21 protein-coding genes are annotated in these 12,188 nt (G+C 58.8%); 8 read left to right on the top strand and 13 right to left on the bottom strand.

From position 1 onward, the window contains the following. From KFS80_RS26400 to KFS80_RS26345, 12 genes are all read right to left on the bottom strand, one after another. A partial coding sequence (locus tag KFS80_RS26400) for a hypothetical protein (protein ID WP_212546428.1) occupies positions 1–321 on the bottom strand: 321 nt, incomplete at its 3' end. A gap of 84 nt (positions 322–405) precedes the next feature. Continuing rightward, positions 406–762 carry a hypothetical protein gene (locus tag KFS80_RS26395; protein WP_212546427.1) on the bottom strand — a complete coding sequence of 119 codons (357 nt, stop codon included), beginning with the start codon at positions 760–762 and terminating at the stop codon, positions 406–408. Between the two features lies 1 nt (position 763). Continuing rightward, positions 764–1,105 carry a hypothetical protein gene (locus KFS80_RS26390; protein ID WP_212546426.1) on the bottom strand — a complete coding sequence of 114 codons (342 nt, stop codon included), beginning with the start codon at positions 1,103–1,105 and terminating at the stop codon, positions 764–766. Continuing rightward, entirely contained in the window at positions 1,102–1,869 is a 768-nt protein-coding gene (locus KFS80_RS26385; protein WP_212546425.1) for a lambda exonuclease family protein, read from the bottom strand. The genes KFS80_RS26390 and KFS80_RS26385 overlap by 4 nt, the downstream gene beginning before the upstream one ends. Beyond that, entirely contained in the window at positions 1,866–2,624 is a 759-nt protein-coding gene (locus tag KFS80_RS26380; RefSeq protein ID WP_212546424.1) for an ERF family protein, read from the bottom strand. Before KFS80_RS26380 ends, KFS80_RS26385 begins: the two co-directional genes overlap by 4 nt. 7 nt (positions 2,625–2,631) lie before the next feature. After that, positions 2,632–3,789 (bottom strand): coiled-coil domain-containing protein, encoded by a 1,158-nt coding sequence (locus tag KFS80_RS26375; RefSeq protein WP_212546423.1) that lies wholly within the window; start codon positions 3,787–3,789, stop codon positions 2,632–2,634. A 278-nt stretch (positions 3,790–4,067) separates the two neighbouring features. Beyond that, complete coding sequence (locus KFS80_RS26370) at positions 4,068–4,262, bottom strand: hypothetical protein (protein WP_212546422.1); 195 nt, start codon at positions 4,260–4,262, stop codon at positions 4,068–4,070. Further along, positions 4,259–4,474 (bottom strand): hypothetical protein, encoded by a 216-nt coding sequence (locus tag KFS80_RS26365; RefSeq protein ID WP_212546421.1) that lies wholly within the window; start codon positions 4,472–4,474, stop codon positions 4,259–4,261. Before KFS80_RS26365 ends, KFS80_RS26370 begins: the two co-directional genes overlap by 4 nt. Beyond that, the gene (locus KFS80_RS26360; RefSeq protein WP_212546420.1) at positions 4,471–4,899 is read right to left on the bottom strand and encodes a hypothetical protein; all 429 of its coding nucleotides are present in this window, start codon (positions 4,897–4,899) and stop codon (positions 4,471–4,473) included. The genes KFS80_RS26365 and KFS80_RS26360 overlap by 4 nt, the downstream gene beginning before the upstream one ends. A 21-nt stretch (positions 4,900–4,920) precedes the next feature. Next, positions 4,921–5,181: a hypothetical protein gene (locus KFS80_RS26355; RefSeq protein ID WP_212546419.1), complete on the bottom strand. Its 261-nt coding sequence runs from the start codon at positions 5,179–5,181 to the stop codon at positions 4,921–4,923. 21 nt (positions 5,182–5,202) lie between these two features. Then, entirely contained in the window at positions 5,203–5,514 is a 312-nt protein-coding gene (locus KFS80_RS26350; protein WP_212546418.1) for a hypothetical protein, read from the bottom strand. A gap of 508 nt (positions 5,515–6,022) precedes the next feature. Beyond that, positions 6,023–6,598: a hypothetical protein gene (locus KFS80_RS26345; protein ID WP_212546417.1), complete on the bottom strand. Its 576-nt coding sequence runs from the start codon at positions 6,596–6,598 to the stop codon at positions 6,023–6,025. A 651-nt stretch (positions 6,599–7,249) separates the two neighbouring features. On the opposite strand from KFS80_RS26345, the gene KFS80_RS26340 reads away from it, so the two are divergent. Together KFS80_RS26340 and KFS80_RS26335 are read left to right on the top strand one after the other, a co-directional pair. Further along, on the top strand, positions 7,250–7,561 hold the full coding sequence (locus KFS80_RS26340; RefSeq protein WP_047304417.1) for a DUF1654 domain-containing protein: 312 nt from the start codon (positions 7,250–7,252) through the stop codon (positions 7,559–7,561). A gap of 103 nt (positions 7,562–7,664) precedes the next feature. Beyond that, positions 7,665–8,099, top strand: coding sequence for a hypothetical protein (locus KFS80_RS26335; protein ID WP_212546416.1), 435 nt, complete (start codon positions 7,665–7,667; stop codon positions 8,097–8,099). 92 nt (positions 8,100–8,191) lie between these two features. Here KFS80_RS26335 and KFS80_RS26330 read toward each other — a convergent pair whose 3' ends face one another. Beyond that, complete coding sequence (locus KFS80_RS26330; RefSeq protein WP_212546430.1) at positions 8,192–9,055, bottom strand: LexA family transcriptional regulator; 864 nt, start codon at positions 9,053–9,055, stop codon at positions 8,192–8,194. Positions 9,056–9,138: 83 nt separating this feature from the next. Here KFS80_RS26330 and KFS80_RS26325 point away from each other — a divergent pair, with 83 nt between their 5' ends. The 6 genes from KFS80_RS26325 to KFS80_RS26300 form a co-directional block, all read left to right on the top strand. Beyond that, positions 9,139–9,378 carry a helix-turn-helix domain-containing protein gene (locus tag KFS80_RS26325; RefSeq protein WP_047304406.1) on the top strand — a complete coding sequence of 80 codons (240 nt, stop codon included), beginning with the start codon at positions 9,139–9,141 and terminating at the stop codon, positions 9,376–9,378. 29 nt (positions 9,379–9,407) lie between these two features. After that, positions 9,408–9,608 carry a hypothetical protein gene (locus tag KFS80_RS26320; RefSeq protein WP_039012569.1) on the top strand — a complete coding sequence of 67 codons (201 nt, stop codon included), beginning with the start codon at positions 9,408–9,410 and terminating at the stop codon, positions 9,606–9,608. 19 nt (positions 9,609–9,627) lie between these two features. Beyond that, positions 9,628–9,840 carry a hypothetical protein gene (locus tag KFS80_RS26315; RefSeq protein WP_212546415.1) on the top strand — a complete coding sequence of 71 codons (213 nt, stop codon included), beginning with the start codon at positions 9,628–9,630 and terminating at the stop codon, positions 9,838–9,840. A gap of 82 nt (positions 9,841–9,922) precedes the next feature. After that, complete coding sequence (locus KFS80_RS26310) at positions 9,923–10,723, top strand: Rha family transcriptional regulator (RefSeq protein WP_212546414.1); 801 nt, start codon at positions 9,923–9,925, stop codon at positions 10,721–10,723. Further along, complete coding sequence (locus tag KFS80_RS26305) at positions 10,723–11,505, top strand: DnaT-like ssDNA-binding domain-containing protein (RefSeq protein WP_212546413.1); 783 nt, start codon at positions 10,723–10,725, stop codon at positions 11,503–11,505. The genes KFS80_RS26310 and KFS80_RS26305 overlap by 1 nt, the downstream gene beginning before the upstream one ends. 74 nt (positions 11,506–11,579) lie before the next feature. Next, the coding region (locus KFS80_RS26300) for a replication protein P (RefSeq protein WP_212546429.1) at positions 11,580–12,188 on the top strand (609 nt) is incomplete at its 3' end.

Genomic DNA, 12,188 nt, shown 5'->3' with positions numbered 1-12,188 from the left:
GTCGGCGAGTGACTTCCTTCCGGCCGCCTCGATCAGTCGCGACACCTTTTCGGTAACAAAGTAAGGTGTCGTGACACAGCGCAGCATCTTGGCCTGGGTTTCGAAGTCTGCGGCGATCAGGTTCATCAGGAGCAGTTGGTAAATCTCCTGCTGGTTGTTGATGCCGTGGGCCTTCATAACTGCCTTCAGGTCAGGCTTGAACACCCCGGCGACCTCAACCGTAAACTTCTCGACGCCCAAAGCAGCGTCCTTTGCTGCAGCCTTCTCGCGCTTCCTGCGCTGCTTCTTGGCTTCCTCCGTCAGTTCCTTTTCCTCGGCCATGGCCTACCTCTTCTATTCCGCTGGCCGGCAAGTCCAGCCGGGTTTGTCGTTTGCGTTGTTGGGTGCGAATGTTGAATCTGCGCATCAGGCTTTCGTCGGGTAATCGAGCGAGTAGTCCGCGACGATCTTCCGGGCGAGTGTCGTGCTGATGCCCATATGCTTGCAGGCTTTGTTGCGCGTCATTCCGGCTGCCTTGCAGCTCATAAGCTCGCCGGCGATCTTGTCTCGCTCCTCTTGAGTGATCATTCGGCCTCGCTTGGCCTTCTGCGCTTCGATGTTCCTGTAGCCGTAAGGCGTTTTGACTACCGTTGCGATGCCTGGACTGTCCTTTCCGATCCCGGTAGGGATTTGCTGTGCCGTACCTCCAGATGCAAAGAAGGCAGCTTTCGCCGCCTCCAGTCCACTTTGCCGCTTTGCGGCTTCAACGAATGCTTGTTCCATATCAGGCACCTTTCGAGCGACTGTTGATGTTGATTTCGTAGATTTCCGCGAGCTCACGAAGAACGGCCCGCGTAATCCCAAGCGCCGCACAGATCTCAGCTTGAGATCGCGTGCCGGCCAAAGCCTTTATCTGAGTGACCATTGAGGCCCTTTTTTGGCGACGGGCTTCCATCGTCCTGGCGGTGCAAGTCGTGAACTCAATGCCGTGCTCGCTGGCGATCCGGTTGAGTGAGCGAGTGGATCGGTGCAGCGCCTTGGACGCGGCGAAGATCCCCGCGTCAGCGAACCGGTGAAGGGCTTGGGCGATGGCCGGCTCCTCTGCCTTATGGGCGTCCCATCTCATGCTGCTTTACTCCGGAGCTTTGCCTCGTAGCCGTCCACCAGCAGCTTGAACTGCCAGAGGTCTTCTTCGAGCTGCTCGATGTAGTCGTCGTCACGCTTGAACTCTTGCAGCCAGAGCTGGCGGCCAACTGGTTTCAGGAGAGGGCAGTACATCCCGATATGCCACCACTTGCGGCCGGTGATCCACATGCAGCCCTGCACCTGGTCGATGACTTCGCTGGCATCGTTGTCGATGTGGAACGCGCGAAGCTTGTCAGGCGAAAGGAAACATTTGTACTCCGAACCGCCGTCGTCGCCGATGAACCCGTCTGCACTGGCGCCAAAAACGCCGTCGTCTGTTTTTACTAGCCCAACCTGTGTAACGATCAGGCCTGTCTGAATTTCGTGTTCCATGCGGGCGTCGGGCTCCAGCTCATGCCCTCGGCGCATCTGCCAGGTTTCGAACCCGCCATCCAGCGGCGCGCCACCGATCCGCTCAACCGCCAGCTCGAAGGCGTAGGTGAGTGCAGCGTTGGACGGCTCGCCGACCTTCTCGCCATCGAGCGCGCGCTGCACGACTTCGGCCTTCGGCCCAGCCTTGTAGCCAGCCAGGTCGCGGGCTTTGCTTTCGCTATGGCCGGCCAAGATTGCTTCAACGTATGTCCGCTGCTGGGTAGTGAGCCCGTTCACCTTGGAGCGGGCGGTGCTGAACATGCTTGAGGTGATGACCCCGGCGCGGCCTTGCAGCCACTCGGCAGATCCCTGCGTGCAGTTGAGGACAATCATTGTTTTGCCTCCAATATGTCTTTGCGCTTGGTGACGGCAATCTTCACCGTGTCATAACCGACCTTGTCGCCGCTGGCCTGCAAAACCTTCAATGCAGCCTGCCAGACATCTTTGAGCTCATCGGGTGAGGCTGTCTGTTCGACCCGCTCAAGGATGTCCGTAATTACTTGGGCTCGCATTTCCTCGCTATCCGATCCGTCCGCCGTCTGCGCGTCATCATCGCGAGCCTCACTGGTCGTGATGTTCAGCAGGGCGCACATCACGTAGCGCTTGCCATAGGTGGTGGATGAACCAACCGCCTGCACTTCGTTGCGCCCTTTGCCGATATCGGCCGGCAAGGTCATCGTGGTGTGTTCTCGGTGCCCGTCACGGTGCATCAAAATGCCGGTGACGCTGATGGCTTTGTCGAGGTTTTCAACCTTGAAGGTGATCGCGAATCCGTGTCGCTGCATGATCGGCTTGATGATTCGCGTGATGTCGTCGAGCGTGGCGTAGGCGTTGCCGGTATGCAGGTTCACAGCGGCCTCGAAGACCGTTGGTATCTCGCACTGCATTTGCGCCATTCCGGCGTTGAATGCTGCTTCGGCGGCCTTATCCTGCATGCGTTCATGCATGGCGAGCAGGCGCTCCATCTTTTCGATATCGCAGGTCGGATCGGCGGCGGCTCGACTGATTACCGCCATGATGTTCGTTTCATTGGAGATCGGCGCAACGACTTGGCGGCGCTGCTCCGGCATGATGATTTCGGTAGACATGGCGACCTCAGTAGCTGATTGAAATGGCGGGGATCTTGCGCTGGGCGATCAGGGTGATTGCCTGCTTGGCGCATTCCTCGGTCATGCCGCCTTCGATGAAGGCGTCCAAGGCGGCGCGGTTGATCTGCTTTTTGTGTTCCAGATCAGCTTCGCGCGCCTGCTGCTGGCGGACAATTTCGGCAGCGGCTGCATCGGCGCGGCGGCGCTCGTCGGTACGCGCTTGCTCTGCGGCCTGTTCGGCACGTTTCGCGGCGGCTTGGCGTTCCTCTTCGGCGCGTTGCTCGGCAGCGATGCGATTCGCTTCCGCCTGCTCTGCCGCCAGTCGAGCCTGCTCGGCCTGCTGCTCAAGCTGGAGGCGCTGGCGCTCGGCCTGTGCTTCTGCGTCACGGGCAGCTTGCTCGGCGGCACGCTGCGCTGCGGCAGCCTGATCAAGCAGCTCTTGCTCGCGTCGGGCGGCGGCTTCTCGTTCGGCCTGTGCACGCTGCTCCGCTTCGCGGCGGGTGCGCTCTTCAGCTTCCCGGGCGATCTGCGCGTCCCGATCGCGCTGAGCCTGTGCTTCGGCTTCGGCGCGCAACCGGATCAATTCGGCCTGCTCGGCTTCGTACCGCGCTCGCTCGGCGTGCAGGGTGCGCAGCTTGATCAGCGTCTGGTCTTTCACCTGGGCGGCTTCGGCCAAGAACTCTTCCCAGCTATCGCCGATTTCGAGCAGTTCGAGGTCGGCGATGATGCTGGCCAGATGGGAGGACGTTGGCGCCGCTTCGAAGATGGCCAGATCCTTGATGCGCTGAATCGCGTCGACGTGGGCATCTGTCCGGGCAATCTCTGCCTGCTCCCAGTCCGTCAGAGGCTGGCGAGTGGCATCACGCAGCGCGTCCATCTTGTTGACGAACTCGCGAAGCTCAGCCTCGACGACCTTTGGCATTTCCTTCAGGCGTTTGAGGTAATCGCGACCCGGCTTTTCCACGGCTGTTTTCGACTTGCTGACCTTTGCCGCCAGAGAGGCGATACGCTCACGGCCTTTGCGAGTGGTCAGGTCTGGAACCTCGGCGGTGACCTCAGCGGCTACCGCGTCGAAGAACTGGCTAAGGCCGCCGGCGACGTAAATGGCCGGTGAATTCTCTTCGCTGATGTCGTCGATCTTGATGACTTGCTTTTGTGCGGACACGGGGGATCCTTGCCGCGACGTGCGCAGCGCTTGAAGTTGAAAGTCAGGAGGTGATGCGGTCGGCGAGGGCGCTGAGCAGCATCAGGAAGGTGTAAATCGAGAGGACTCGAAACGAACCGCGCCGAATCAGGATCCGGCGCGCACGCTGAAGGCTGGTCATCGGAACACGTGGTAGGTGGTGGAGCGCGGCACCTGGCACGTACCCTGACCATCACGAATGACGCCGTAAGCGCCTGCACCTGCAACCAGAATCAAAACGAGAATCCAATAGATGAGATTCATTGGCGAGCCCTCACAGCGATTCGTCCGCCTTTCATGGTCACCGACAGGCGCTGCGGGAGGCTGTCGACCAGATCCTCGCGCTTGCGGCCGATCACCTCATTGAAGGGCAGGCCGAAGCCGAGGATCGCAATGCGCCGCTCAATGTCGTCGAGCTGCTCATCGACCAGCGTTTTTACTGGAGGGGTTGTCATACCGAAACTCCTTTCAGATAACCGTTGCGCTCGACGAACTTAGCGTCCAGCGCATCGCGATAACGATTGGCAGTGCGGGTGTCGATGATCTCGGCGAACTCCGCCATTTCGATCATGCCCATGACGAAAGTGCGATCCGGCACCGGAGTGCAGGAATTGCGCATCTTCGCGATTTCAAGGCCCAGCCGGGCCAGTGCTACCTGATTGCTCATAGGTCGTTGTCCTCGGCCTGGGCGATCAGCGCGTCATCGACAAGGGGTCGAAGTAGGCCCTCTGCGATTTCGCCGAGCTTGCCCAGTGGGTGGTCGCTGGGCCCGAGCAGTTCGGCGGCGGCGACCTTGTCAGCGTGGCCGCGCTCGGCGGCGATCAGCAGGTAGCCCAGCGAAGCCGTGGTGACCTCGCAGTCTGCAAGCCGTCCGTTTGCATGCTCATCAACTGCCAGAGCGAACTGGGCCAGCGTGACGCCCTGAGCCGGCCGCATGCGGCGCTGGAACGAGACGTCGCAGCCGAACCGCACCAACTGCTCGGAAGCGTTGTACAGCCACTCAGTCCGAGCCACTTCCTGCGTGCTCTCGCTCACCATCGGAGGCAACTGCGCGTCGTGCATGGCCTGACAGAGTTTCAGTGCTGCGTTCATGGTTGCCTCCAGAGTGGCGGGTCAGTCGTAATAGTCTTGGTCGGCCAGATACTCGGAATGCTCGCTTACAAGCCATTCCTCCATTGAGGCGATCTCGGATTCAGTCATGAAGCTGGTGTCGTCTTTCGAATCCCACTCGATTTCGCAATGACCGAAGTACTCGTCGGGATCGGCGGCTTGGGAGCTGAAGTTGCCTTTCGAGGCCGAGAAAGAGACAACGGTCAGGTTGACGGCAATGTCCTCACCGTCCCTGACCGTCCAGTATTCGTAAGTGCGGGCCATGGCGACCTCCAGTGTTTGGGGTTAGGCGGTAACGATTGCCGCCAAATGCGCCCGGCAGTCCCGGACGCGGTCTGCGGCTGTTTGAAGCTCTGCACCAAGAGCCTTGAGGGCGCCCAGGTGAATCATTTCCCGGCCGCGGATCAGCGTTCCCTGATAAGTGCGGCTGTCGCAGCTCGATACCGCCACAGTCACGCCGTTGACGGTGACCGAATAGCCTTGATGCCCGGCGTGACCGCGAACGGTTGAAAGTCGTTCGGACGCGATCTGATGGGATTTTTCGGCAGACTCCAGAGCCTTTACCGCCTCCGTGATCGCCTCCGTGTATTTGCTCATGACTTTCTCCAGTGGTGGATTCAGCTTTATTCGTCAACACTCATGCCTCCCGCTGGTTGCCGATGGGCGCGGAGGGGAGTGCATTCGGGATTGGTCGGGGGAGGGTGGGTGCAGATGGCCGGGCGCGAATCCGGCGAGAGCGGACCCTTTCGGGACGACCGCTCGGAGGAGCAACCAGCATTATCTGGCGCCTATTAACCTGCGTTTCTCCAGGGCCGCCGAAGCGTTCAACCCAGCTTTCAACGCCGCATCTGCTTGCCGGTAACGTCTCCGGCGCCGAGTTCCACGGCCGTGTTCAGTTCGCCAGCGCTCGATGACAACCGATTCTGGGAGTTGATGCAGGTGGGCGGTTATAGGCCGCAGTTTCGTCCGCATCGGTCTGCACTCAACCCAAGTTACTTATGGGCGGCCTGCCAGCCACGTTATGGCAGTAACGCTGAGTGCAGACCGATGCGCTCTCATAGAGAGGATCGGGCAGTTAACGACAGGGCTGTCGTGGCGCTGGTTGTCAGAGAGTCGCTGCAACCTTGAGGGAGGCGGCGCAGGACGTAATCGCATCCTTGGCAGCCTGCTCGATGTTTTTGGCGATCACCTTGTTCACATCGCTGATCGCCGACTTCGCGCTCTTCTCGAGCGTGTCCTTGATGTAGAGCTTCATCAGAACGGTGAGACGCGGGCCTGATTCGCGCCAGTTATAGCTGTCCTTCGATTCGTCTTTCGACTGGCCGTCGTAGTCGACCTTCTCGCTCATGTACACCTCGGCGCGACTGGCGATGTACTCCTTGAAGGTCATGGGCTCGCCCTTCGGTTCGCCGTAATGACTGGTTTTGCGCATATCGGCCGATTCGATGATTTCGCCAACGCGCGGCAGAACGTGCTCAGCAAACATTGCATCGATCTTCTGGTCGACCGCATCCTTCACACGCTTTTCAATCTGCTGCTTGAAACGGGACGCCTGTGTGCTTTCCTCGTCGTCCTCTCCGTAGCTGGTGGAGTAGAGAAGGGCGTGTACCGCCTGCTCCACGATGCGCTCGGAAAGATCGGTTGCGCTCACGCCCAGCGCTTCAAGGGTTTTGATGTCCATGCCTGTCACCTGCTGTTGTGCCCAACTGGGCGGTTGATTTCCCGTCTGGCCCTGTCGCCAAGGCCAGCCAGTGAAATCTGTTCGCCGTGACCCGCTGCTGGCGGCCGTCACTGGCTTGAAACATCTGGCTGTAGGTACGGGATTACTCGCCATCCCGCGAGGCGCATTTAAGTCACTGCTTCGCACTGTGCCGGTAAAGCGCCTCATCTTGGCTCCGGCAGGGAGTGCTCACAGCGCAGGCCGGTGACTGCTGAATCCAGATGCATCAGCAGGTCGACCTGGTCCGGTAACCAGAGCCGGGCGTGGTTCAGTTCCAGAGCTGACATGGGGATCGAAATTTATGGTTCGCGTTGTTCGCCGTTTCCAGCGATGCCTCAAGGGCTGCCCGTTTCCGGGGATCGATCCGCGAATGGTTTGGATTGTTAAAGAGCGGCGGGTCTGTTGAGGCCCTTCGCAGTGGCTGTGTGTCGCTGCGATGGGTGAAATATGAACCAACAGTTCACATTAGGTCAAGTACCAAAAGTACATATTTTAAAAAAAGTACATATTCGATGAAATTTCACCGGTCGACGTTTTAGGGATTTACCGCTATGGATGGCTTCGCTATAGTCGCTCGAATACTGGATGCATATACAGCATGAGGAGGTGGAAATGGCTAAGCCGAAGAGACAGGAAAAACCAGCAGCGCGTCATGAAGTGAGCGGAATTGAAAGGCTCGGGCTGCGCGTGTCGTCGATGATCAACCACCCGCTAGCGCAGACTCAGCGCTGGGTAACGATCCATCGGCTCGACACGGACGGCGACCGGGAGTGGGAGGAGGTGATGGGTCTGCTTTCCGAGACGGACGGCATAGAGATGACGTTCAACGACGATGAGTCGGTGACGTTGAAGTGGGAGGCGAGTGCCGAAGAGGATCGGCCAGTAGAGGTTTTGGAGCCGGCGGAGGAGCCAGCGCCTTTCTGACAAACCTGCGACGATAATGTCTATTTGCCATCAACTCTGTACAATCGCGAACGGCCGAATCCCGGCCAAGCCAATGATGGCGATACGGAGTGGGTGAGCAGTGATGATTCTTCGGAAATCGGTAGCGGTGGTGTCGGCATTCACACTGTTGGGTCTGGCAGGCTGCGCGAGCATTGTGAGTGACAGCAAGCCAGAGGTAGGGATCTACAGCACGCCCACAGCCGTGAAATACGAAATCGTAAATAGCCGGGGAATGGTCGTTGCTCGAGGCGTCACGCCTGGTCGGGTACTGCTAGAAAGTGGGCGAGGGTACTTCAAAGGCGAAGACTACAATGTGACCTTCCGTAAAGAAGGCCATCAGGACAGCACGGTGCCGCTCAAAACAACAGTCAACGGTTGGTATTGGGGCAACATCTTGTTCGGTGGCCTGATAGGCATGCTGATTGTGGATCCTCTCACTGGAGCCATGTACACGCTGCCAGATGACGTAACAGGAAACCCGATACCGCTCGCTACAGCACAGGCTTCCGCTCAGTAAAAAGATTAAAAGAAGCCCGGCGACTTGCCGGGCTTCTTATCGACGTGATCCGAGGCCTGTCCCTAAGCTTCGCATTGTCAGCATTACGCTCATCAAACCAGGTTGGCGTTCCACACCAGCAAAACTCGCGCCTGGATGAAAACGTCTTCAGCCCGGATCGTCTCCGGCGAATGCCGGGTGTTGTCAGAAATCATTTTAACTTGGCCGTCACCCATCCACTGCAAGCGCTTGATGTACAAGTGCCCATCCCATGAAAACATGTAGATCCCATCGCCAGCGAAATTGCGAATGCTGATGTCGACGAGTAGGGGGTCGCGATGCTTGATGGTGGGTGCCATGGACTGCCCCCAGCCGGTCACCATTTTCAGATGGTAGTGCTCGGTGAACTCAACGCCCATCTCGCGAAGATGCTGTGGACTGACCCTCACGTCCTGAAGCATCTCGGGATAGTCATGCGGGATTTGTCCGCCACCCATGGCCGCGCGAACGTCGTAATGGGCAATCCATACCTCATCACCAACAGCGCCGGGTCGGTAGTAGTCGATCTCGAGTGCGCCCCCATCATCGGATTCCGCAACGGCCAGTAGCCGCCGGCGAGCATCCTCCGACAGCCCTTTACCTTGCTTGGCAAGCATCTCTCGGACGATTGCCGCCGCGGATGCCGAGGGCTCATCGGTGGCGGCCTTGTCTGCTTCTGCAAGCTTCGAAAAGCTTGGCTCTTCTCCAGCGCCGTGCTGAAGCCACTCGATTTTTACACCCAGGCCAGACGCAATTGCGGTCATCTTGGCGGGGCCGGGCATTGCCTCGCCATTGAGCCATTTGCTTGAAGCCTTCGGCGTTACTTTGGCGATTTCGGCCAAGCGAGCGCCTGCGCCCCACTGGTCGATGCCGTGGGCGGATAGAGCTTTTTTGAGGCGAGCAACAAAGGCTGCGCGAATTTCTTCTATCTGAACCATAGGTTCAGCATCGCATGCCCTTGCATGTACTTTCAGTTCCGACATAATATGTACCGCAAGTTCATATTTAACTCGGAGGCCTTATGCGACCGCTCAAGAAATCGATAGACGCTGCTGGCGGTGTTTCGGCTGTGGCTTTGGCCTGCGGAAAAACTCCGCGCGCCATCTACAAGTGGCTCGTCGCCGACGCTCTGCCGCGCACCGAGTACACCGGGGAAACCCAATACGCCAAGAAAATTGCAGACCTTGCCAGCATCAACGGCAAGCCGTTCGAGCCTGCCTGGCTGCTCGCCGAGGCTCACCCCAAGAAATCAGCTGCATAACCCAATTCATCAGCCAGGAGCATCGAAGCATGTACATGGACCCCAATCAAAAGCGCGCCATTCCGGTGAAGGTTCGTTTCGAACCAGTGCTTGATCGGATTCTGCGTAAAGCCGCGACCAAAACCCGTATGCAGCACGCCACCTACCTCTACGAAATCATCGAGTGGGCAGTGGCCAATGGCGTGATCGAGGAACTCATGCAGGACAAACAAGAAGATATCGCGGGCTAGAGGCCTTTTGGAGGCCCGAATGAGCATTGAACTTGAAAAGCTGCCGCCCAAGACGCGACAGAAGGTAGAGGAGTTGATGCGCGTAAACGGCTGGAGCTTCAGCCGTGCGATCAACGAAATGACCGAAACCGCCATCGCCTGCGGCGCGCTTTCGGAAGTTGGAAGGAGAAGGGCGAGGGTATTGGAATTGGTGCCCCGAATTAGCCCCTCTGAGAGGGACTCTTCGGGGTAGGCAAGAGGCCCTCACCCAATCAGCGGGCACAAAAAAGCCGGGATTGCAGCCCGGCTCTCTTAAAACGCTTGTGGAGCAAATCATGCACCAATCAATCCAAACGATCAATACCCCGGCCAGTGTCGCGACACAATTTGGCAACGGTGAAAACGTGTCGCGTACCACTATGTCTTCCCGCGAGATCGCCGAGCTAACTGGGAAGGCTCACTTCCACGTGAAGCGCGACGTTCTTTCGATGCTGAAAGACCTTGGCGAGGATGCATCCAACTTTGGATGCATCTATCTCGACCCGCTGAATCGTGAGCAGACCGAATACATGCTTGATCGTGAGCATACCGACTGCCTGCTCACCGGTTACAGCGCCGCCATGCGGATGACAGTGATTCGCCGCTGGCATGAGCTGGAGGCCAAGTCCGCGCAACCTGTGTCTATGCCGTCCTACGCGGAAGCGCTGAGGCTGTACGCCGACCAGATCGAGCAGACAGCAGTTCTGCGAATCGAGAACCACCAGCAAGCCTCGAAAATCCACTCCATGGAGAACCTGTTCAAGGAGGGGATGACGCACACCCAATTCTGCAAGGGCCTCAATGGGGTCAACGTCATGCAGGTGGGCAAGTTCCTCGAAGGTCGCAACTGGCTCTACAACGAGAGCAAATCCGGTCTGCGCTTCCGTGTGGCGTCCTACGCGCGCGACAAGTACATGACCGAGCATCAGCACGAAGTCACTCCCCACGGCAAAGAGCCGTTTGTTTCCTTCACGCCAGTTCTGCTCAAGAAGGGCGCTGTGCGCCTCTACGACCTCTACCTGGCTGGCGAGCTGCCAATGAAGAAGACCTGGGACGGACTGTTCACCCATGACAAAGCACTCAAGGGGGCCGCGTGATGGCTCGCATCCGTACCGTCAAGCCCGAGTTCTGGTCGAGCGAGCAGGTCATGTCCTGCCGCCCGATGGCTCGGCTGCTATTCATTGGCCTGTGGAATTTTTGCGATGACGGCGGCAACCACCCGTTGGCGCCGCGAACCATCAAGGCCTTGGTGTTCCCCGGTGACGACATCACCACCGAAGAGGTGAGCAATCTGCTGGGCGAACTGGAAGGTGCCGAGCTGATCCAGAGCTACTGGGTGAACGGGAAGAACTACTTCCACGTCCGCGGCTGGAAGCACCAGAAGATCGAGAAAAAGAACTTCAAATACCCAGGCCCGCCGTCTGAATTCGACGACCAGTCGGAGAGCATTCGCCAACAATTCGCCGAGGAGTCGTCGACTGATCGTCGACCGGTAGACCCCGGAAGGGAAGGGAAGGGAATAGGAGAAGATCAACACAACACTCTACACGCGGGTGAGGAAAATTCGGTCGACCCAAAGTCACCAACCGAAATGACCCTCGACTGGGTGCCTGACCAGAAGCTGCTGAAGTCGTACGCGCTGCGCATGGCAATTCCTGTCGACGACTTCACCAGCGAGGCAACTGCTGCGTTCGTCTGCCACTACTCCGCATCTGGCCGCGTCGAGACTCAGGCCGCCTGGGTGAGCCTGCTGGTGAAGTGGGTGAAGCGCGATGCGGCCGTGGCCAGCAACGTTCGCCAGTTCCCATTGCGCCGGCAGGCAAACGGCCCTGACTTCGACGGCCGCGACTGGGCGGACAACATGGACGGTGTCCTGTGAAGAAGCCGAAGCCGCCACAAAGTGCGGCCCAGCTCTTGAAATCATCTGGCGCGAACACTGACGTGGTCGCTGCGATGGGCAGCTACCAGCCGCCGGCCGTCCCGGTTATGCCGAAGACGTTGCCGCCCGAAGCTGTCGATGTCGTGAACTCGCTGTTTCGTGAACTGCAGGCGATCTTCCCGGCATGGAAGCAGGCCTGGCCGACTGACGAGGCGCTCAACTCTGCAAAGCGCAGTTGGACGAAGGCATTCATGGTCGAGGGGATCAGCCAGCTCGAGCAGATCCGTTTCGGCGTTGAGCGTTGCCGGATGCTGGGTACCGACTTCATGCCGAGTGTCGGCAAGTTCATCAAGCTGTGCCAGCCGACGCCGGAAATGCTGGGCATCCCACCGCACGACAAGGCTTTTCGTGAGGCGCTGGAAAACGCCCATCCAAGCCGTTTCGGAAACCGTACCTGGTCGCATGAGGCTGTGCGCCACGCCGCGCTGCAATGCGAGATGCGCAACCTCGGCGACCTAGAGCCGGAGAAGGCTAGCGAAGTCTTCGATCGAGCCTACGACATCACCATTCGCCTGCTGGTGCAGGGCCTGCCTCTGGAAGATATCGCCAAAGGGATCGGGCACGACGGCCAGAAGACGCCCTTCGAACTCGCCAACGAGGTGGCCGACCAGCAGACCCAGGCG

It is taken from the genome of Pseudomonas rustica, assembly GCF_018336155.1.
Taxonomy (GTDB): Bacteria; Pseudomonadota; Gammaproteobacteria; order Pseudomonadales; family Pseudomonadaceae; genus Aquipseudomonas; species Aquipseudomonas rustica.
Note: the sequence above shows the minus strand (reverse complement) of the source record. Positions and strands in the feature narration are given on the sequence as shown.